Source organism: Pelomonas cellulosilytica (assembly GCF_021353265.1).
Taxonomy (GTDB): Bacteria; Pseudomonadota; Gammaproteobacteria; order Burkholderiales; family Burkholderiaceae_C; genus Pelomonas; species Pelomonas cellulosilytica.
Genome location: NZ_JAJTWU010000002.1, coordinates 627,424 through 646,903, shown reverse-complemented (window position 1 = coordinate 646,903; position 19,480 = coordinate 627,424). Strand labels below are relative to the sequence as shown.

The window sequence follows — 19,480 nt, the reverse complement described above, 5'->3', positions numbered from 1 at the left end:
CAGCGCTCCCGTCGTTTCTTGAAGCTGCAGCTCAGGAAACACGCCCAAGTGCATGATCGACAAGGCTTCTCGGGTTGCCCACAAAATCTGTGGATAACTTTGTGAGCAAATCGGCCCCACGCCCCACAGGGCGCTCAAGGTCCGCGCGGGCCGCCCTGAACTGGCGCGCTGCATCGTTTTGGGGCCGTCTTTCAAAATCAACAACTTAGCGGCGCCTCGGGAAAACGCCAATTTGCGCTGCACCATTCCTCAACGGCGCTGCTCGTATCCCTTTTTTTGGGGATAAGTCGCCTGAAAGGTGCAGATTTGGCAGGGCCTCAGGGCAGGCCGCGCAGCCGACGCGAGTGGCTGTGGACTTCATCCACGAGCGCCGCGACATGCTCGGGCGGTGTGAACTGGCTGATGCCGTGGCCGAGGTTGAAGACGTGGCCGCTGCCCGCCAACGGCGCACCGAAACTGTCCAGCACGGCACGGGCCTGGGCGCGCACGGCGTCGGGCGGCGCGAACAGCACGTTCGGGTCCAGGTTGCCCTGCAACGCGACGCGATCACCCACGCGCGCGCGCGCCTGGCCGAGGTTCACCGTCCAGTCCAGGCCAACGACGTCGGCCCCGGCATCGGCGATCTCGTCGAGCCACAGGCCGCCGCCCTTCGTGAACAGGATGCGCGGGATGCGCTGGCCCTCGTGCTCGGTCTTCACCGCGGCGAGCACCTGCCGCGAATAGGCGAGGCTGAACTGCTGGAAAGCGCCATCGGCCAGCACGCCGCCCCACGAATCGAACACCATGACAGCCTGCGCGCCGGCTTCGATCTGCGTGTTCAGGTAGGCCGCGACGGCGCGCGCATTGACGTCCAGGATGCGGTGCATCAGGTCCGGGCGCGAGTACATGAGGCTCTTGACGAGCCGGTAGTCGTCGGAGCCGCCGCCCTCGACCATGTAGCAGGCCAGCGTCCACGGGCTGCCGGAGAAGCCGATCAGTGGCACGCGGCCATTCAGTGCGCGGCGGATGGACGTGACGGCGTCGAAGACGTAGCGCAGTTTGTCCATGTCGGGCACTTCGAGGGCCGCCACGGCCGCTTCTTCGCGCACGACCTTGGCGAACTTCGGCCCCTCGCCTTGCTGGAAGCTCAGGCCCAGACCCATCGCGTCGGGTACTGTCAGGATGTCGCTGAACAGGATGGCGGCGTCGAGCGGGAAACGCTCCAGCGGCTGCAGCGTCACTTCGGTGGCGTAGTCCGTGTTCGTCGCGAGGCCCATGAAGCTGCCAGCCTTGTCGCGCGTCGCGCGGTACTCCGGCAGGTAGCGGCCGGCCTGGCGCATCAGCCAGATGGGCGTGTGCTCGGTGGGCTGGCGCAGACAGGCGCGCAGGAAGCTGTCGTTTTGCAGAGGGGCGAACATCGGCGGATTATCAGCGGCGCCTGGCGGCAGCCTCTGATTCAAGGCAAGGACAGGCTCTGGCGTCCCACCCAGCTCTCGCCCGGTGCCAGTTCGACCGGTCGACCGACGTTGGCCGCCTCAACGCACAGCATCTCGGACCAGCCCTCCGGCGGCATGTCAGCCAGCTTCGCGCAGCGCTCGGGGCCGGGGTTCCACACGACGGCGTCGTCGAAGCCCTGCTGCTGGATGACGACCTGCCGGCGATCCTCGGTCACGAGCAGCGGGCGCTCCTTGAGGTCGAAATAGATGCGGTCCAGGTCCAGCACGCCCTTTTCGCCGGTCAGCAGCAGGTCCATGCGCTGCAGCGCCTCGGCCTGCTTGATGCTGTCGAAGTAGCGCAGGCCGGACAGCCCCTCGACGCTGACGGCGTCCAGGTCGCCGACGCGTAGGTAGGTGTGCAGCGCCGTGGTGAACCGCAACGGCGCATCGCCTTCCTGGCCGGTGTTTTCGCAGGCCAGCTCGATGTCCAGCGTGCGGCCGCTAACGCGCACGCTGAGCTCCAGCTCGAAGGCATGCGGCCAGATTGCCCGCGTCGCTTCGCTGTCGCGCAGGCGCAGCACGGCCAGCGCGTCGTCCTTGCCCTGCTCCTGGCTCATCAGCTCCCAGGCCATCGTGCGGGCGAAGCCATGCTTGGGCAGCGGACCCCGCTCCGCGAACTGCGGGAAGCACACCGGTACGCCGCCGCGGATGGCCTTGCCGGGCGCGTACTCGCTGCGCGGCGACAGGTACAGCTGCTCGACGCCGCGGGCCGGCACCCACGACAGCACATGGCCGCCATGCAATGCCACGGTGGCCGTGGCGCCGTCGGGCGCGGTCAGTCGGATGGTGTCGTTCGGGGTCATGGCAACTACCGGGCTTGGAAACGAAAACGGCAGGCGCGCGGCCTGCCGTGATCGTCGCACCGTCGGGTGACGGGGGCGACTTACTTCTTCAGGAACTTGCGCAGCGCCGCGATCTGCGCGGCCTGAATGGCCAGTTCGCTCTGGATGGCGGCCTGGTCGATCTTGTCCTTGGCGTTGCGCAGAGACTCTTCGGCGAGCTTCTTTGCCTCGAGCGCCTTGGCCTCGTCGAGGTCCTTGCCGCGGATGGCAGTGTCGGCCAGCACGGTCACGCGGTCGGGCTGCACCTCGAGGATGCCGCCGGCGACGAAGACGAACTCTTCGCCACCATCGGCACGCTCGATGCGCACGGCACCCGGCTTGATGCGCGTGATCAGCGGCGTGTGCTTCGGCAGGATGCCGAGCTCACCGCCTTCGCCCGGCAGGGCGACGAACTTGGCCTCGCCGGAGAAGATCTGCTCTTCGGCGGAGACCACGTCGACGTGGAGGGTTGCCATGTTCAATCTTCCTTAGCTAACCAGTTGAAGAAGGTTCAGTAAACGAGCAGACGGTGGGCTGGCCAGGCATCGCACGGAGGTGGATTCACGCCCACCGAGCACGGCAACAACGCCAGCGCGCCGTCTACGAAGCTTTACTGAATCTTCTTCGCCTTTTCGAAGGCCTCGTCGATGGTGCCAACCATGTAGAAGGCCTGCTCCGGCAGCGAGTCGCACTCGCCGTTGACGATCATCTTGAAGCCGCGGATGGTTTCCTTCAGCGGCACGTACTTGCCCGGCGTGCCGGTGAACACTTCGGCGACGTGGAAGGGCTGCGACAGGAAGCGCTGGATCTTGCGGGCGCGAGCCACGGCCAGCTTGTCTTCCGGCGACAGTTCGTCCATGCCCAGGATGGCGATGATGTCGCGCAGTTCCTTGTAGCGCTGCAGCACGGCCTGGACCGAGCGGGTCGTCGAGTAATGCTCTTCGCCGACGACGTTCGGGTCGATCTGGCGCGAGGTGGAGTCGAGCGGGTCAACGGCCGGGTAGATACCCAGCGCGGCGATGTCACGCGACAGCACGACGGTGGCGTCCAAGTGGGCGAAGGTCGTGGCAGGCGACGGGTCGGTCAGGTCGTCCGCCGGCACGTAGACGGCCTGGATGGACGTGATCGAGCCGACCTTGGTCGACGTGATGCGTTCCTGCAGACGACCCATTTCCTCGGCCAGCGTCGGCTGGTAGCCCACGGCGGAAGGCATGCGACCCAGCAGCGCGGACACTTCCGTGCCAGCCAGCGTGTAGCGGTAGATGTTGTCCACGAAGAACAGCACGTCACGGCCTTCGTCGCGGAACGACTCGGCGATGGTCAGGCCGGTCAGGGCCACGCGCAGACGGTTGCCCGGGGGCTCGTTCATCTGGCCGTAGACCATGGCGACCTTGGAGTCTTCGAGCTTCTCCTGCACAACGACGCCGGAGTCCGACATCTCGTGATAGAAGTCGTTGCCCTCACGGGTGCGCTCACCCACGCCGGCGAACACGGACAGACCGCTGTGCGCCTTGGCGATGTTGTTGATGAGCTCCATCATGTTCACGGTCTTGCCGACGCCGGCGCCACCGAACAGGCCCACCTTGCCGCCCTTGGCGAACGGGCAGATCAGGTCGATCACCTTGATGCCGGTTTCCAGCAGGTCCTGCGACGGGCTCAGCTCGTCGTAGGCCGGGGCCGTGCGGTGGATGGAGGCGGTCAGCTCGGAAGAGACAGGGCCACGCTCGTCGATGGGGTTGCCCAGCACGTCCATGATGCGGCCGAGGGTCGCCTTGCCGACCGGCACCTTGATGGTGTCGCCGGTGTTGTAGACCTGGGTGCCGCGGCGCAGGCCGTCGGAGGAGCCCAGCGCAATGGTGCGGACCACGCCGTCGCCCAGCTGCTGCTGGACTTCCAGCGTCAGGGCCGAGCCTTCCATCTTCAGCGCGTCGTACACCTTGGGCATGCGGTCGCGCGGGAATTCCACGTCAACGACGGCGCCGATGCACTGAACGATCTTGCCCAGACTCTTACCGTTCTCTTGGGTGTTAGCCATTTGGTAGTTCCTTCAATTCAAATCTTGTGCGTGCCGAACTCGATCAACCCACAGCGGCTGCGCCGCTGACGATCTCGGAGAGTTCCTTCGTGATCGCGGCCTGACGGGTCTTGTTGTAGACCAGCTTCAGCTCCCCGATCAGCGTGCCGGCGTTGTCGGTCGCTGCCTTCATGGCCACCATGCGGGCGGACTGCTCGCTGGCCATGTTCTCGGCAACCGCCTGGAAGACCAGGGCCTCGGTGTAGCGCACGAGCAGTTCGTCGATGACGGTGGCGGCATCGGGCTCGTAGATGTAGTCCCACGAGTGTGCCGGCTTTGCGTCCGAGCTGGCGGTCGCCATGTCGCTGGCCTTCAGCGGCAGCAGCTGCTGCACGACCACTTCCTGCTTCATCGTGTTGATGAACTTCGTGTAGCAGAGGTAGACGGCTGAGAGCTTGCCCTCGGCGTAGGCGTCGAGCAACACCTTGACGGGGCCGATCAGCGTCTCGATGTGCGGCTGGTCGCCGAGCTGCGTGGCGTGGGCCACGACCTTGGCGCCGATGCGGTTCATGAAGCCGAAGCCCTTGCCGCCGATGGCGACGACGTCGGTCTTCTGGCCGGCAGACTCAAGCTCCTTGAGCTTGTTGGTCGCAGCGCGCAGCAGGTTGGTGTTGAGACCACCGCACAGGCCCTTGTCCGTCGTGACGACGACCATGCCGGCACCGGCCGCCTTCTCGTTCTTCACGAGGAAGGGATGGCGGTACTCGGGGTTGGCATGCGCCAGGGCGGCGGCGATGTTGCCGATCTTCTCGGCGTACGGGCGGGCCGAGCGCATCCGTTCCTGCGCCTTGCGCATCTTGGATGCGGCGACCATCTCCATCGCCTTGGTGATCTTCTTGGTGTTCTCGACCGACTTGATCTTGCCGCGGATTTCTTTGCTTGAAGCCATTCGAACTCCTAGTTCAGTGCGGGGCTTGGCGGTGAGGCTCGGCCCCGCGATTCCGTGGCTTTAGGCGAAGGACTTCTTGAAGGAAGTGATCGCGGCGTTCAACTCGGCCTCGGCGTCCTTGTCCATCGCCTTGTCGTTCTCGAGCTTGGCGAGAAGCGCGGCGTGGCTGGTCTTGAGGTACTGGTGCAGACCGTGTTCGAAGGCCAGGACCTTCTTCACTTCGATGCTGTCCATGAAGCCCTTGTTGGCGGCGTACAGCGACGCGGCCATCAGCGAGATGGACAGCGGCGAGTACTGGGCCTGCTTCAGCAGTTCAGTCACGCGGGCACCGCGGTCCAGCTGCTTGCGGGTGGCTTCGTCCAGGTCGGACGCGAACTGCGCGAACGCGGCCAGCTCGCGGTACTGGGCCAGGTCGGTACGGATACCGCCGGACAGCGACTTGATCAGCTTGGTCTGTGCAGCACCACCGACGCGCGACACCGAGATACCGGCGTTGATGGCGGGGCGGATACCGGCGTTGAACAGGTTGGTTTCCAGGAAGATCTGGCCGTCGGTGATCGAGATCACGTTGGTCGGCACGAAGGCGGACACGTCGCCGGCCTGCGTTTCGATGATCGGCAGGGCCGTCAGCGAACCGGTCTTGCCCTTGACCTCACCCTTCGTGAAGGCTTCAACGTAGTCGGCGTTCACGCGGGCGGCACGCTCCAGCAGGCGGCTGTGGAGATAGAACACGTCGCCGGGGAAGGCTTCACGGCCCGGCGGGCGGCGCAGCAACAGCGAGACCTGGCGGTAGGCCACGGCCTGCTTGGACAGGTCGTCATAGACGATCAGCGCGTCCTGGCCGCGATCGCGGAAGTATTCGCCCATCGTGCAGCCGGAGTAGGCCGACACGTACTGCATGGCCGCGGATTCCGAAGCGGAAGCCGCGACGACGATGGTGTACTCCATCGCGCCGGCTTGCTCCAGCGAGCGCACGACGTTCTTGATGGACGACGCCTTCTGGCCGATGGCGACGTACACGCAGGTCATGTTCTGACCCTTCTGGTTGATGATCGCGTCGATGGCCACGGCGGTCTTGCCGGTCTGACGGTCACCAATGATCAGCTCGCGCTGGCCGCGGCCGACGGGCACCATGGAGTCGATGGACTTCAGGCCGGTCTGCACGGGCTGGTCCACGCTCTTGCGCGCGATCACGCCCGGGGCGACCTTCTCGATGACGTCGGTCATCTTGGCGTTGATCGGACCCTTGCCGTCGATAGGCTGGCCCAGCGCGTTGACGACGCGGCCGATCAGCTCGGGGCCGACGGGCACTTCCAGGATGCGGCCCGTGCACTTGACGGTGTCGCCTTCCGAGACGTGCTCGTAGGCACCCAGAATCACGGCGCCGACGGAGTCGCGCTCGAGGTTCAGGGCCAGACCGAACGTCTGCGTGCCGTCGGCTGCAGGCGGGAACTCGAGCATTTCGCCCTGCATCACGTCCGACAGGCCGTGGACGCGGACGATGCCGTCGGAAACGGACACGACGGTGCCCTGGTTGCGGATGTCCGTGCTGCCACCAAGACCCTCGATGCGGCTCTTGATCAGTTCGGAAATTTCAGCGGGATTCAGTTGCATGCTTGGTCTCCCAGGTGGCCGTTCCGTCGCCGGATCAAGGGCGGGGTCAGACGCGGGGTGAATCGATGGAATGTCTTGCGGGTGATCAGGCAGTCAGTGCGACCTTCATGCGCTCGAGGCGGGCCTTGACGGAGGTGTCCAGCACCTCGTCGCCGACGACGACGCGAACGCCGCCGATCAGGCTGGGCTCCAGCTGCACATGGGCTTCGAGCTTGCGGCCGAAGCGCTTCTCCAGCGTGGCCTTGAGGTCGGCGAGCTGCGCGTCGCTGATCTCGAAGGCGCTGTAGATCTGCGCGTCGGACACGCCGGAGGCGGCGTTGGCCAGCACGTGGTACTGGGCCACGATCTCGGGCAGCGCGGCCAGGCGACCGTTATCGACGACGGTGCGCAGGAAGTTCAGCACGCCAGGGGCCAACGTCTGCTTGGCTGCCGCGGTCATGACCGCGACGACCTGCTCGGGCTGTGCCTTGGGGTGATCGGCGAACTGGCGCAGATCGGCGTCCTGCGCCACCTGGGCCAGCGCGTCGAGCTGCTGGCCCCAAGCCACCAGGTCCTGCGACTTGGCGACCTGGAACAGGGCTTCCGCGTAGGGGCGGGCGATGGTGGCGATCTCGGCCATTTACAGCTCCGTCTTCAGGCGAGCCAGCAGGTCGGCGTGAACACCGGCGTTGACTTCCTTCTGCAGGATCTGCTCGGCACCCTTGACGGCCAGCGCGGCGACCTGCTCGCGCAGCGCTTCGCGGGCGCGGCCCACTTGCTGCTCGGCATCGGCCTTGGCGGCGGCGAGGATCTTGGCGCCTTCGTCTTCGGCGCGCTTCTTGGCCTCGTCGACGATGGCTGCAGCACGCTTTTCAGCGTCGGAGATCAGCTTGCCGGACTCGGCCTTGGTGGCGGCGAGTTCCTTGGCGATCTGGGCCTCGGCGCCAGCCAGCTCGGCCTTGGCCTTGTCGGCGGCGGACAGGCCAGCAGCGATCTTCGCGGCACGCTCGTCGAGCGCCTTGATGATCGGCGGCCACACATACTTCATCGTGAACCCGACCAGGATCAGGAACACGATCATCTGAACGATGAGCGACGCGTTAATAAACACGGTGGTGCCTCACAAAGTTTCGAGTGCGGATGCCGCCCCCAGGAGTCCGAGGGCGGGGCGGCAGCGTCGAATTACTTGCCGGCAACAGCGGCCAGTTGGCCCAGGAAGGGGTTGGCCGTGGCGAACCACAGGGCGATACCGGTGCCGATGATGAAGGCCGCGTCGATCAGGCCCGCCAGCAGGAACATCTTGGTTTGCAGTTCGTTCATCAGCTCGGGCTGACGAGCGGCGGACTCAAGGTACTTGCTGCCCATGATGCCGATGCCGATACAGGCACCGAAGGCGCCCAGACCAATGATCAGACCAGCGGCGAGAGCAACAAAGCTAATGACTTCCACGATGACTCCTTAAGGGATTTAGAGAGGGAGAGGGTTGAAAAGGAACTGCTGAGGTTGTTGCGCCGCTATCAGTGCGCGTCGTGGGCCTGACCGATGTAGACCAGCGTCAGCATCATGAAGACGAAGGCCTGCAACGTGATGATCAGGATGTGGAAGATGGCCCACACCGAACCCGCGATGATGTGGCCGATCGCCAGGCCGATGCCGGTCGCCGACAGGCTCCAGGCACCGCCCATCAGGGCGATCAGCATGAAGATCAGCTCGCCGGCATACATGTTGCCGAACAGCCGCATGCCGTGCGAGACGGTCTTGGCGACGAACTCGATGAGCTGCATCGCGAAGTTGACCGGGTAGAGCCAGACCTTGTCGCCGAAAGGCGCGGCCACCAGCTCGTGGGCCCAGCCGCCGGCCCCCTTCATCTTCACGTTGTAGATGAGGCACGTGATCAGCACGCCGACGGACAGGCCCATCGTCATGGACAGGTCGGCGGTCGGCACGACGCGCAGCTTGGCGTGATGGTCGCCGGTGATCTGCTGCCAGATCCAGGGCAGCAGGTCGACCGGCAACAAGTCCATCGCGTTCATCAGGAAGATCCAGACGAAGACGGTCAGCGCCAGCGGAGCGACGAGCTTGCGGCTGTTGGCGTTGTGGACGATGCCCTTGGCCTGGTCGGCGACGACTTCGACAAGGATTTCGACGGCAGCTTGAAAACGGCCTGGGACGCCCGACGTGGCGGACTTGGCCGCACGCCAGAGGAAGAAGCACCCCAACACCCCGAGCAGGATGCTGAAGAACAACGAGTCCATGTTGACGACCGAGAAGTCGGCGATGCCGTTCTGCGTGCCGTTCTGCAGATGCTGCAGGTGGTGAATGATGTATTCACCCGCCGTCGGGGCTGCGGTTTCGTGGCCTTCTGCTGCCATGTTTCGATCTGCCTCGTCAGTCCTATCTGCGGCCGCGCCACGCGAGCGCGAGCCAGTTCACCTTGATGCAGACCGCGAGGGTGACCAGCAGGGCCGGCCAGCTCAAGCCTGGCACCACCTTTGGCGCCAGCACCAGCATCGCGATCGATGCACCAATCTTCAAAAATTCCCAGGTCATGAATCCGACCGCGGCGCCCGCAGCCGAACCCACACGCTTCGTCATGCCCCGAACCAGCAACAGGTTGGGCACGACCACCGCCGCGACGCCATACAGCGCCGAGACCGTGGCCACGCCGGATGCCGTCCACAGCCGAATCACGACCGCGCACAGCAGACCTGCCACCAGCTGCATCCCCAGCACACGCCAGGGCGACAGCATCGGCAACGTGGACTTGAGTGCGGCCGCCTCTTCCGGGCTCAGGGCCTTGACGGGCGGCTCCTCGTTGTCGTCGTCCCAGCCGCCGGCTGCTGAAGCAGCGGGGGGCCAGGGCTTGCGGGGGCCGTTGTCGGTCATGGCGCCAGATCCTGGATGGGCGACCCGGCCTCTCCGAACTGCCGAGAGGCCGTGCACCTGGATGACGCAGTTGCGCCATCCACAAAGCCCCTCATTATAGGTGACGAGTTACACGGCGGTAAATCTGCACGTCCTACGCAGCGACATTCAGCTGCGTGTCAGCGTGGCAGGCAAGCCCGGAACGTCAACACGCAGCTGCAGCACGGCGCCGGCCAGCGGCTCGCGTGCGAGTTCGTCGGCGGGCCGCTTGTCTCGGGCCGTCGTGACTAAGAGCGTGCGCAAGTCCGGGCCGCCGAACGTGGGCATCGTCGGACAGGAGACCGGCAACTCGATGCGCTGCACGACCTCGCCGCTCGGCGCGATGCGCACGACCGCACCACCCTCGAACATCGCCGCCCAGTAGTGGCCTTCCACGTCCATGGCTGCGCCGTCGGGCCGGCCACCGTAGGGCTCGCCGGGTGTCCTGCTGGCGAACTCGGCGAAGGTGCGAGGCGCCGACAACGCGCCAGTGGCCATGTCGAAATCCGCCACGTAGATGCGATGCGCCTTGGTGTCGGACCAGTGCACGCGGCGCCCATCCGGGCTCCAGGCCAGGCCGTTGGATGTCGTCAGGCCCTGGACTTGCGCGGCGAACGCCGCATCGTCGAAACGGTACAGCGCCGCCTCGGGCTCGCGGGCGTCGGAGATGCTGCCGATCCACAGCCGGCCAGCGGGGTCGACCTTGCCGTCATTGAAGCGCAGCCGGGTGGCGTCGTAAGGCGGCGGCGCCAGTCGCGACTGGGCCCCAGTCGTCGTGTCGAGCGCCCACAGGCCATCACGCCGCGCAACCAGCAGGCCGCCGCTCGCGCGCGCCGCGATGCAGCCAGGCTCGGCGTCCTGCGGCCACACGTCGGGCAGGTCGGCGTCGCTGCGCCAGCGCAGCACCTGCCGGCCGGGAATGTCGACCGCGTAGAGCGCTTGTTCGGTGGGATGCCACAGCGGCGATTCGCCGAGCAGGCAACGGTAAGCCCCGAGGGCTTGGATATCGTGGGAGGCCATCCCAGGACTCTAGGCGGTTATCCGAAGTAACTCTGCGCGAACGCTCCCAGCTCGGCCTTGAGGTAATGCGCGCCCGGGATGGGGTTGTAGTAGTACGGCGGCACGTCGACGAAGCCCAGGCTCTCGTACAGGCCCCGTGCCGCTTCCATGTCGTCGAGCGTGTCGAGCAGCATGCAGGAGTAGCCGGCCTCGGTGGCGCGGTCCATCAGCGCCTGCGCCAGCATGCGCCCCAGCCCGAAGCGGCGGAATGCCGGGCGGACGAACAGGCGCTTCATTTCGCAGGCGTTGGCGTAGTCCGACTCGGGCAGCGGCCGAAAGGCACCACTGCCGGCCACGGCGCCATCGACAGTCGCAATGAGCAGCAGCCCGCCCGGCGCGCAATAGGGCCCGGGCAGCTCAGCGAGCTCCTGCTCGAAGCCCTGGAAACAGAGGTCGACATTCAGGCTGGCCGCGTACTCGCGCAGGATGAGCCGGGTTTCCCGCCAGTCCTCTGCGGACTCGGGCGTGATCAGCTGGATGTCGGGGCCGGACATAGGCAGCGAAGTTTAGCGAGCGGTGGTCAGCCGGCGAATCCCAGGACCACACGCCGCGTCTTCGCCGCCTTCTTCTCGATCCTCGTCACCACCACCGCGCCGATCTGCGCCGTGTTCGACACATGCGTACCGCCGCAGGGCTGAAGGTCCACGCCGTCGATCTCCAGCACCCGCACGCGCCCGAGGCCCCTCGGCGGCTGCACGCTCATCGAGCGGACGAGGCCGGGGTTGGCATCGAGTTCGGCTTCGGTGATCCAGCGATGGCGAACCGGATGTGCCTCGGCCACGAGACGGTCCAGCCCGGCCTGAATGGCGTCCTTGTCGAACGGTTCGTCGGTGTGGAAGTCCAGCCGTGCATAGGTTTCTGTGATGGAGCAGCCGTCGACCGGATACGGCAGCAGCGCGCACAGCAGGTGCGTGGCCGTGTGGAAGCGACGGTGTGCCTCGCGGCGCGCAGCATCGACCTCGACGCGCACCGCTGCGCCCAAAGCCGGCGGATCGCCGTCGATCAGGTGCACGATGGCGCCGGGCTGCTCCTTGCTCTTGCGCGTGTCGGTCACGCGCCATCGCTGCTCGCCGGCGATGAGCCAGCCGGTATCGCCCGCCTGCCCGCCGCCGAGCGGATAGCACACGGTGCGGTCGAGCAGCACGCCGCCCTCGCCCACGCCGGTCACGGTCGCATCGCAGTGCAGCAGCATGGCGTCTTCGCGGAACAGCTCTTGCGTCATCACAGCCTCACTTGGCCGTGAATCAACGGCGTCACGTCGCCGCCAATCCACGTGCCCTCGGCGTCGCGCGCGACATGCACCCGGCCCGCGCGACCCAGTGCCGCGCCTTGCGCCGCCACGTAGCGATCCCCCGCCAGGCCGGCGCCCTGCAGCCACAGCGCGAGGCCCGCGTTGAGGCTGCCCGTGACCGGGTCCTCGGGCACGCCAATGCCCGGCACGAAGGCACGCACCTCGAACTGACATTCGCTGCCCGCCGGATACGCACCGACAACGCCCACCTTCAAACTGCCCATCGCCGCAAAGTCAGGCTTCAGCGCCAGCACGCTGGCGGCATCGGCCAGGCGCACCGCCAGCCAGCCCGGACCGTTGTCGACCCAGACCAGGTCCAGCACCGCATCCGGCGCCACGCGCAGCGACGCGGCCGCCTGCGCGAGCAGCGCCGGATCATCGATCGGGCCGCTGCGCAGCAGCGGTGGCGCGGCGAACGCCAGGCGGGCGCCATCGCGCTTCACACGCACCAAGCCGATGGCGCATTGCTGCATGACCTCGCCGGGCTTTTTCGCATCTCCACCGCTGGCCAGGAAGGCATGCGCACTGCCCAGCGTCGGATGGCCCGCGAACGGCAGCTCGCCGCCGGGCGTGAAGATGCGCACGCGGTAGTCGGCCGCCGGGTCGGTGGGCGGCAGCAGGAAGGTGGTTTCGCTGAGATGGGTCCAGCGGGCGAAGTCGGCCATGTCGGCCTCGGACAGGCCGGCCGCGTCGATCACGACAGCGAGGGGGTTGCCCTTTAGCGGCGTGGCAGTGAAGACGTCGACCTGGACGAAGCGGCGGAGTTCAGGCATCGGGAGGAGATATGGCGGACTGGCGATAGATCCCGGGCCGCACGATCTCCATGCCGCGGTCCGGCGTCGCCAGCGGCTGGAAGCCGTGGCGGGCGTAGAGGCGGTGTGCGTCTCGCGTGAACAGCATGAAGCGGCGCAGGCCGTGCAGGTCCGGATGGGCGAACAGCGATTGAAGCATCCAATCCGCCATGCCCTGTCCTCTGTGGTCTTGCAGCACGTAGACATCACAGAGATACGCGAAGGTCGCCCGGTCGGTCACCACGCGGGCGAAGCCCACCTGACCTTGCGTGTCGGCATGCAGCGCTATGCACAGCGAGTGCTCGATGGCGCGCTGCAGCGTCGCCCGCGGGATGCCCTCGCACCAGTACGCGGTGCTCAGGAATGCATGAGCCGCGGCGACGTCGATGTCGTCGAAGCTGAGGCGATAGCCCGGCCTGTGCACGTTCAGTGGCCACCGCCAAGGTAGGCGGCCTGCACGGCGGGGTCGCTGCGCAGCCTCTCGGCCGGTCCATGGACGGCGATGCGGCCGTTCTCCAGCACATAGCCGTAGTCGGCCACCTTCAGCGCGGCGGCGGCGAACTGCTCGACGAGCAGCATCGTCACGCCCCGCGCCTTCAGGCTCTCGATGATGCGGAACACCTCCTCGACGAGGATGGGCGCCAGACCCATGGACGGCTCGTCCAGCAGCACGACCTCGGGATTCAGCATGACGGCGCGGGCCATCGCAAGCATCTGCTGCTCGCCGCCGGACAGCGTGCCAGCCAGCTGCAGCCGCCGCTCCTTCAGGCGCGGGAAGAGTTCCAACGCGCGCTCCAGGTCACCCGCGATGTCGCCCTTGGGCCGCTCACCGGTGTAGCGTGGGAACGCACCCAGCCGCAGGTTGTCGGTCACCGTCATCGTCGCGAACACGCGCCGGCCTTCGGGAGAGTGGGCCAGGCCGCGGCGGGCGATGTGATAACTCTCCAGGCCGTCGATGCGGCGGTCGTTGAGCTTGATCTCCCCGCCGGTAGGCTTGATCATGCCGCTCACGGCGCGCATCGTCGTCGTCTTGCCGGCTCCGTTGGAGCCGATGAGCGTCACGACCTGCCCCTTGGGCACCTCCAGCGAGATGCCGTGCAGGACCTGGACCTTGCCGTAGCCGGCGCTGAGGTTGTTGATGGTGAGCATCTTCCTGTCCTCAGCTCGCCTGGCCGCCCAGGTAGGCCTCGATGACCTTCTCGTCGGCCCGCACCTCGGCCGGCAGACCCTCGGCGATCTTCTGGCCAAAGTCCAGCACCGAGACGCGATCGCACAGCGTCATGACGACATCCATGTGGTGCTCGATGAGGATGACGGTGACGCCGGCATCGCGGATCTTGCGGATGATCTCCAGCAGCTCCTTGATGTCCGGCGCGGTGAGCCCGGCGGCGGGCTCGTCGAGCAGCAGCAACTGGGGGTCCAACGCAAGCGCGCGGGCGATCTCCAGCAGGCGCTGCTTGCCGTACGGCAGGTTGCGGGCCTCCTCGCCGGCCAGATCGCCGAGGCCGACAAAGTCCAGCAACGCGTGCGCGCGGGCGCGCTGTTCGCGGTCCTCGCGCTTGTAGCGCGGCAAGTGCAGCGCCACGTCGAGCAGATTGCTCTTGAAGCTGTGATGCAGGCCCACCAGCACGTTCTGCAGCGCGGTCATCTCGCCGAACAATTGCACGTTCTGGAAGGTGCGGGCGATGCCCGACAGCGCGATGTCCGACGAGGTCCGGCCGTTCACCGCGCGGCCCGCGAACACCACCGAGCCAGCGGTCGGCTGATAGATGCCCGTCAGCACATTCATCATCGTGCTCTTGCCGGAACCATTCGGACCGATGAGGCCATGGATGCTGCCGCGCTGCACGACAAGGTCGACGTTGTTCAGCGCCTTCAGGCCGCCGAACTGCATCAGCACGCCGCTGGCCTTCAGCAGCTCCTGCTCGCCCTGCGAATTGGCACGGGTCAAGGCGGCCGCGGCGGCACCGGTCGTGTCGCGCTCGGTGCGCACCTTGAGGTTGAGCGCCTGGCGCACAAAACCGACGATGCCGTCCTGCAGGTAGTAGACGACGAACAGCGTGATGAGGCCGAAGATGGACAGCCGCCAGTCGGTCATCGTCTCTAGCTTGAACGACACGCCCGCCAGCGCCAGCGTGCCGATGACGGGGATGGCTGCGACCTGGCCGTTCATCTTGCCTCGCTTCATTGCGACGGCGACCGACACGGCGACGATGAAGGCCAGCACGATGGCGCCGACGCGGAAGACCTCCAGGTCGTCCAGCAACTTGGGCAGCATGACGATGATGGCTGCGCCGAGCAGCGCGCCGGTGCGCGTCTTGCGGCCGCCCATGATGATGGCCAGCAGGAACATCACCGTCAGCTCGAAGTTGTAGGTGTTGGGGCTGATGTACTGCTCGGAGTAGGCGTAGAGCGAGCCGGCCAGGCCCGCCAGCGCGGCCGAGATGACGAAGGCGTAGACCTTGTAGCGGTAGACCGAGACGCCCATGCAGTCGGACGCGACGGGGCTGCCACGCAGCGCCTCGAACGCTCGGCCCAGCTGACTGTGCAGCAGCCGGTGCACGAAAGCGAGCGACGCAATGAGGCAGACCATGACGAGCCAGTAGTACTCGGTCTCGTCGAGCTGATGGCCGAACAGCTCGGGCTTGGTCAGCGTGATGCCCATCGGGCCTTCGGTCAGGAAGGTCATCTCGTTGATGAGGATCTGGATGATGGTGCCGAAGGCCAGCGTCACCATCGCGAGGTAGGGGCCGGTCACGCGCAACGCCGGCAGCGCCAGCATGGCGCCGAACACCGCCGTCACCGCGATGGCGGCAGGCAGAGTCAAGTAGACCGGCGCGTCGATCTTGAGGATCAGCACGCCGGCCGTGTACGCGCCGATGCCGAACAGGCCCGCGTGGCCTAGCGACACCTGGCCGGTGTAGCCCACCACGATGTCCAGGCCGAACAGCACGATCGCGTAGATCATGATCGTCTCGACCAGGTGGATGTAGTACGGATTGCCCGAGGCAAGGGGGAAGCCGGCGACGGCTGCGATGGCGAGCGCGCCGAGGGCTGCTTTCTTGAGGTTCACGTGTGGGCCTTCCCTCAGACCTTCTTGATGGCCGTCTTGCCAAACAGGCCGGCCGGCTTCACGGCCAGAACGATCAGCAGCAACACGAGGCCAGGCACATCCTTGTATCCGGTGGAGATATAGAACCCCGTCGTCGTCTCGGCCACGCCGAGGATGATGCCGCCGACGATGATGCCCATACCGCTGGTGAGCCCACCGATGATGGCCACCGCGAACGCCTTGAGGCCCAGCACCGCGCCCATCGTGGCGCCGGTCAGCGTCAGCGGCGCGATCAGCACGCCGGCGAACGACGCCGTCAGCGACGACAGCGCGTAGCTGAACGTAATGACCAGGCCCGTGTTGATGCCCATCAGCTTGGCCGCGTCACGGTCGTTGAACGTCGCGACGACAGCCTTGCCGTAGATGCTCTTGCGGTTGAACACCTCGACCGCCAGCATCATGCCGACCGCGCCGAAGATGACCAGCAGCTCCATCGGCAACACGTTGGCGCCGAGGAACTCCATCGGCGCCTCGGGCAGCGGCGACGGGAACTTCAGGTCGTCGCGGCCCCACACGTTCTCGGCCACGTTCTTGAAGATGATGCCCAACGCGATGGTGGACATGATCCAGCCGAACTCGCTCTTCATCTTGATGGCGGGCCGCACGCCGATGCGCTCGACGACCGCACCCTGGAAAGCGCCGAACAGGCACACCAGCGGGATCATCAGCCAGTAGTTCACGCCCCAGCCGACGAGGCTGAGGCCCACCAGCGCACCCAGCATCAGCGACTCGCCCTGACCGAAGTTCAGTGTGTCGCTGGTGGCGAAGGTGAGCTGGTAGCCGAAGGCGATGACGGCGTAGATCATGCCCAGCGCGATGCCGCTGAACACAAGCTGGGTCAGGATCTGCATGCGACCTCCAGGCGGCCGTTATTGCCGTTTCTTCTGCTCGATGGCGCCCTTGGCGTTCACGTCCTTGACGCGCACCTCGGAGGCTTTCTTGAAGTCCTCGGGATAGGCGTAGACGACGCGCTGGCCCTTGACCTCGCCCATGACCGGGATGTTGGCCGTGATGGCCTCGTGGTCGGCCTTGGAGAAGGGCTTGTTGTAAGTCGTGACCACCCCTTCTACCGGCGTCTTCAGGTCCTCCAGCGCGGCCTTGATCTTGGGGCCTTCGGTGCCTCCGGCCTGCTTGATGGCGGCGGCCAGCAGGTAGACCGAGTCATAGCCCTGCGCGGCAGACACCGGCGAGTCGATGCGCGAGTTCTTCGGGTTGAAGGTGCGCAGGTAGTTGATGATGAAGCTCTGGCGCTTGGGCGTCGTGGGCTCCTGGATGAAGGTCTGCGGCATGCGCGCGCCCTCGCCGCCCGGGCCGGCGTTGTCGATGTAGTTGGCCATGGACAGCGTCCACGAGCCGATCATCGGCACCTTCCAGCCCAGCTTGGTCATGCCGTTGGCGATCTGCGCGAGCTCAGGGCCGATGCCGTAGGTCAGCACGGCCTCGGCGCCGGCTTCCTTCGCCTTGAGCAGCTGGGCCGTCATGTCGACGTCCTTGATGTTGAACTTCTCGATGGCGACCGGCGTGATGCCCTTGAGCTTCAGCGCGGCCTCCAGGTCGGCGCGGCCCAACTGGCCGTAGTTCGTGCTGTCGGCCAGGATGGCGACCTTCTTGAAGCCCCGCTTGGTGATGGCCTCCTCCACGATCATCGGCGCCTGGATGCTGTCGTGCGCCGAATTGCGGAAGATGTAGTTCTCCGGCGCACTCTTGAACTGCAGCGTGATGGCCGAACCCGTGGCCACGTTATTCATGACCGGGATCTTGGCGTCCTGGTAGAAACGTTGCGACGCCAGCGCCACGCCGGTGTTGATGTAGCCGACGGTGGCGACGACCTTTTCCTTGTTGATGAGCTCCTGGGCGATCTGCACGCCCCGCTCGTTCTTGGCTTCGTCGTCGCGCTCCACCAGCAGCAGCTGGCGGCCCAGCACGCCGCCGGCCTTGTTGATCTCCTCGGCCGCCAGCCGCACGCCGTCGCGCATGCTGACGCCCATGGACGAGGAGCCCCCGGTGAAGGGCCCCGACACGCCGATCTTGATCGGCTCCGCGGCTTGCGCGCTCCATGCCATGGCCGCGAGGGCCACGGCCGTCCAGATGTGCTTGGTCATTGCCTGTCTCCGTTATGCATCCACCCCGGCGGCCGTGCCAGGGGCTGGCTGCATACGATGCCAGAGCGGCAGCGACTTGGGGATATGGAAACCCGGAAACCGGCCTGGGTCCGCGCTTCAGGATGGCGTCAGGCTTCGGCGCTACGGCGTCGCTTCCGCCGCGATGGCCAGCGCAGCGTGCAGCAGCCGGCCGAGCTTCTCGACGCCTTCGCGGATCAGCGGCGGCGTGAGCGTGACGAAGGACAGCCGCAGCGTGCGGGCGTCCGGCTGGTGTGCATAGAAGGCGGCGCCCGGTACAAAGGCGATGCCGGCTTCCACCGCCTGCGGCAGCAGCGCCATCGCATCCAGCCCTTCGGGCAGCCGAAGCCAGAAGAACATGCCGCCCTGCGGCGACAGCCAGTCGCAGCCGGGCGGCAGGTGCTTGCGCAGCGCCTCGGCCATCGCATCGCGGTTGGCCTTGTAGCGGGCACGGATGGCGGGAATGTGCCCGTCCAGGAACCCGTCCTGAACGACCTCGTGCACGACGCGCTGGTTGAAGCCCGGCGTGTGCAGGTCCGCCGCCTGCTTGGCCTGCAGCAACTTGGGGAAGAGTTCCTTCGGCGCAATCAGATAGCCCAGGCGGAACCCCGGCGTCAGCACCTTGGAGAACGAACCCAGGTAGAGCGTGCCCTCCGGCCACAGGCTAGCCAGCGCGGGCGGTGGCGGCTCGTCGAACCAGAGGTCGCCATAGGGGTTGTCCTCGACGATGGGCACCCGGGCGCGCTGCGACGCGGCCACGACGTCCTCGCGGCGCTGCGCGCTCATGACCCGGCCGGTGGGGTTCTGATAGTTGGGCAGCAGGTAGCTGAAGCGGGTGCCAGGCGCGTCATGCGGCAGCGCGGCGATGGCTTCGGGACGCGGGCCTTCATGGTCACTGACCAGGCTCGTGAAAAGGGGCTCGCACGGCGCGAAGGCCTGCAGCGCACCGAGGTAGGTAGGCGTCTCGACGGCCACCGGCGCGCCGGCGTCGCACAGCACCTTGCCGACCAGGTCCAGGCCCTGCTGCGAGCCGCTGGTGATGAGCACCTGCTCCGGATGCGCCCGCACGCCCAACGCCGCCACGCGGGCCGCCACCCATTCGCGTAGCGGGCCGTAGCCTTCGCTCGGCGCGTACTGCAGCGCCTCGCGCGGCGACGCGGTCAGCACGCGGTCGCAGGCGGCCTTGAGCGCGTCGACCGGGAACGTATCCGCGCTCGGCAGGCCACCGGCCATGGACAGGATGCCTGGCTTCTCGGTGACCTTGAGGATTTCGCGAATGATGGACGGGTTCATCCGCGCGGCACGGCGGGCTTGGGTCCAGAGCGTGGTCATGGGCATCTCGGCGAGGAGG

General features: G+C 66.5%; 21 protein-coding genes. All 21 read right to left on the bottom strand.

Going from position 1 to position 19,480, the window contains the following annotated elements; all coding sequences use genetic code 11:
- Positions 1-317: 317 nt before the first annotated feature.
- A complete protein-coding gene (gene hemE, locus LXT13_RS06865; protein WP_233371061.1) occupies positions 318-1,397 on the bottom strand; it encodes a uroporphyrinogen decarboxylase in 1,080 nt (359 codons plus the stop codon).
- A gap of 38 nt (positions 1,398-1,435) precedes the next feature.
- Positions 1,436-2,278: a D-hexose-6-phosphate mutarotase gene (locus LXT13_RS06860; protein ID WP_233371059.1), complete on the bottom strand. Its 843-nt coding sequence runs from the start codon at positions 2,276-2,278 to the stop codon at positions 1,436-1,438.
- Between the two features lie 80 nt (positions 2,279-2,358).
- Complete coding sequence (locus LXT13_RS06855) at positions 2,359-2,772, bottom strand: F0F1 ATP synthase subunit epsilon (protein ID WP_233371058.1); 414 nt, start codon at positions 2,770-2,772, stop codon at positions 2,359-2,361.
- Positions 2,773-2,906: 134 nt separating this feature from the next.
- On the bottom strand, positions 2,907-4,331 hold the full coding sequence (gene atpD / locus LXT13_RS06850) for a F0F1 ATP synthase subunit beta (protein WP_233371056.1): 1,425 nt from the start codon (positions 4,329-4,331) through the stop codon (positions 2,907-2,909).
- A gap of 43 nt (positions 4,332-4,374) precedes the next feature.
- A complete protein-coding gene (gene atpG / locus LXT13_RS06845; protein ID WP_233371054.1) occupies positions 4,375-5,259 on the bottom strand; it encodes a F0F1 ATP synthase subunit gamma in 885 nt (294 codons plus the stop codon).
- A gap of 60 nt (positions 5,260-5,319) precedes the next feature.
- Positions 5,320-6,873 (bottom strand): F0F1 ATP synthase subunit alpha, encoded by a 1,554-nt coding sequence (gene atpA, locus LXT13_RS06840; RefSeq protein WP_233371052.1) that lies wholly within the window; start codon positions 6,871-6,873, stop codon positions 5,320-5,322.
- 85 nt (positions 6,874-6,958) lie between these two features.
- Positions 6,959-7,492 (bottom strand): F0F1 ATP synthase subunit delta, encoded by a 534-nt coding sequence (locus tag LXT13_RS06835; RefSeq protein WP_233371050.1) that lies wholly within the window; start codon positions 7,490-7,492, stop codon positions 6,959-6,961.
- Complete coding sequence (locus LXT13_RS06830; RefSeq protein WP_233371049.1) at positions 7,493-7,963, bottom strand: F0F1 ATP synthase subunit B; 471 nt, start codon at positions 7,961-7,963, stop codon at positions 7,493-7,495.
- A 71-nt stretch (positions 7,964-8,034) separates the two neighbouring features.
- Positions 8,035-8,301: a F0F1 ATP synthase subunit C gene (gene atpE / locus LXT13_RS06825; protein WP_419964652.1), complete on the bottom strand. Its 267-nt coding sequence runs from the start codon at positions 8,299-8,301 to the stop codon at positions 8,035-8,037.
- Positions 8,302-8,369: 68 nt separating this feature from the next.
- Positions 8,370-9,224: a F0F1 ATP synthase subunit A gene (atpB, locus tag LXT13_RS06820; RefSeq protein ID WP_233371048.1), complete on the bottom strand. Its 855-nt coding sequence runs from the start codon at positions 9,222-9,224 to the stop codon at positions 8,370-8,372.
- A gap of 22 nt (positions 9,225-9,246) precedes the next feature.
- The gene (locus LXT13_RS06815) at positions 9,247-9,738 is read right to left on the bottom strand and encodes an ATP synthase subunit I (protein WP_233371046.1); all 492 of its coding nucleotides are present in this window, start codon (positions 9,736-9,738) and stop codon (positions 9,247-9,249) included.
- A gap of 147 nt (positions 9,739-9,885) precedes the next feature.
- A complete protein-coding gene (locus tag LXT13_RS06810) occupies positions 9,886-10,776 on the bottom strand; it encodes an SMP-30/gluconolactonase/LRE family protein (protein WP_233371044.1) in 891 nt (296 codons plus the stop codon).
- Positions 10,777-10,793: 17 nt separating this feature from the next.
- The gene (locus tag LXT13_RS06805) at positions 10,794-11,309 is read right to left on the bottom strand and encodes a GNAT family N-acetyltransferase (protein WP_233371042.1); all 516 of its coding nucleotides are present in this window, start codon (positions 11,307-11,309) and stop codon (positions 10,794-10,796) included.
- 26 nt (positions 11,310-11,335) lie between these two features.
- Positions 11,336-12,040: an alanyl-tRNA editing protein gene (locus LXT13_RS06800; protein WP_233371040.1), complete on the bottom strand. Its 705-nt coding sequence runs from the start codon at positions 12,038-12,040 to the stop codon at positions 11,336-11,338.
- Positions 12,037-12,879, bottom strand: a complete 843-nt coding sequence (locus LXT13_RS06795) for a PhzF family phenazine biosynthesis protein (RefSeq protein ID WP_233371039.1) — start codon at positions 12,877-12,879, stop codon at positions 12,037-12,039. The genes LXT13_RS06800 and LXT13_RS06795 overlap by 4 nt, the downstream gene beginning before the upstream one ends.
- Positions 12,872-13,321 carry a GNAT family N-acetyltransferase gene (locus tag LXT13_RS06790; protein ID WP_233371037.1) on the bottom strand — a complete coding sequence of 150 codons (450 nt, stop codon included), beginning with the start codon at positions 13,319-13,321 and terminating at the stop codon, positions 12,872-12,874. The genes LXT13_RS06795 and LXT13_RS06790 overlap by 8 nt, the downstream gene beginning before the upstream one ends.
- 2 nt (positions 13,322-13,323) lie before the next feature.
- Positions 13,324-14,046 carry an ABC transporter ATP-binding protein gene (locus tag LXT13_RS06785; RefSeq protein ID WP_233371035.1) on the bottom strand — a complete coding sequence of 241 codons (723 nt, stop codon included), beginning with the start codon at positions 14,044-14,046 and terminating at the stop codon, positions 13,324-13,326.
- A gap of 10 nt (positions 14,047-14,056) precedes the next feature.
- A complete protein-coding gene (locus tag LXT13_RS06780) occupies positions 14,057-15,970 on the bottom strand; it encodes a branched-chain amino acid ABC transporter ATP-binding protein/permease (RefSeq protein ID WP_233371033.1) in 1,914 nt (637 codons plus the stop codon).
- Between the two features lie 14 nt (positions 15,971-15,984).
- Positions 15,985-16,860, bottom strand: coding sequence for a branched-chain amino acid ABC transporter permease (locus LXT13_RS06775; protein WP_233371031.1), 876 nt, complete (start codon positions 16,858-16,860; stop codon positions 15,985-15,987).
- Positions 16,861-16,878: 18 nt separating this feature from the next.
- On the bottom strand, positions 16,879-18,111 hold the full coding sequence (locus LXT13_RS06770; RefSeq protein WP_233371029.1) for an ABC transporter substrate-binding protein: 1,233 nt from the start codon (positions 18,109-18,111) through the stop codon (positions 16,879-16,881).
- 141 nt (positions 18,112-18,252) lie between these two features.
- The gene (locus tag LXT13_RS06765; RefSeq protein WP_233371027.1) at positions 18,253-19,461 is read right to left on the bottom strand and encodes an aminotransferase-like domain-containing protein; all 1,209 of its coding nucleotides are present in this window, start codon (positions 19,459-19,461) and stop codon (positions 18,253-18,255) included.
- Positions 19,462-19,480 lie beyond the last annotated feature (19 nt).

Coding starts and splice junctions, on each gene's coding strand:
- atpD (WP_233371056.1), bottom strand. CDS start 4,331: ATGGCTAACACCCAAGAGAACGGTAAGAGTCTGGGCAAGATCGTTCAG.
- LXT13_RS06815 (WP_233371046.1), bottom strand. CDS start 9,738: ATGACCGACAACGGCCCCCGCAAGCCCTGGCCCCCCGCTGCTTCAGCA.
- LXT13_RS06835 (WP_233371050.1), bottom strand. CDS start 7,492: ATGGCCGAGATCGCCACCATCGCCCGCCCCTACGCGGAAGCCCTGTTC.
- hemE (WP_233371061.1), bottom strand. CDS start 1,397: ATGTTCGCCCCTCTGCAAAACGACAGCTTCCTGCGCGCCTGTCTGCGC.
- atpA (WP_233371052.1), bottom strand. CDS start 6,873: ATGCAACTGAATCCCGCTGAAATTTCCGAACTGATCAAGAGCCGCATC.
- LXT13_RS06805 (WP_233371042.1), bottom strand. CDS start 11,309: ATGTCCGGCCCCGACATCCAGCTGATCACGCCCGAGTCCGCAGAGGAC.
- atpB (WP_233371048.1), bottom strand. CDS start 9,224: ATGGCAGCAGAAGGCCACGAAACCGCAGCCCCGACGGCGGGTGAATAC.
- LXT13_RS06810 (WP_233371044.1), bottom strand. CDS start 10,776: ATGGCCTCCCACGATATCCAAGCCCTCGGGGCTTACCGTTGCCTGCTC.
- LXT13_RS06765 (WP_233371027.1), bottom strand. CDS start 19,461: ATGACCACGCTCTGGACCCAAGCCCGCCGTGCCGCGCGGATGAACCCG.
- LXT13_RS06785 (WP_233371035.1), bottom strand. CDS start 14,046: ATGCTCACCATCAACAACCTCAGCGCCGGCTACGGCAAGGTCCAGGTC.
- LXT13_RS06860 (WP_233371059.1), bottom strand. CDS start 2,278: ATGACCCCGAACGACACCATCCGACTGACCGCGCCCGACGGCGCCACG.
- LXT13_RS06795 (WP_233371039.1), bottom strand. CDS start 12,879: ATGCCTGAACTCCGCCGCTTCGTCCAGGTCGACGTCTTCACTGCCACG.
- atpG (WP_233371054.1), bottom strand. CDS start 5,259: ATGGCTTCAAGCAAAGAAATCCGCGGCAAGATCAAGTCGGTCGAGAAC.
- LXT13_RS06855 (WP_233371058.1), bottom strand. CDS start 2,772: ATGGCAACCCTCCACGTCGACGTGGTCTCCGCCGAAGAGCAGATCTTC.
- LXT13_RS06775 (WP_233371031.1), bottom strand. CDS start 16,860: ATGCAGATCCTGACCCAGCTTGTGTTCAGCGGCATCGCGCTGGGCATG.
- LXT13_RS06770 (WP_233371029.1), bottom strand. CDS start 18,111: ATGACCAAGCACATCTGGACGGCCGTGGCCCTCGCGGCCATGGCATGG.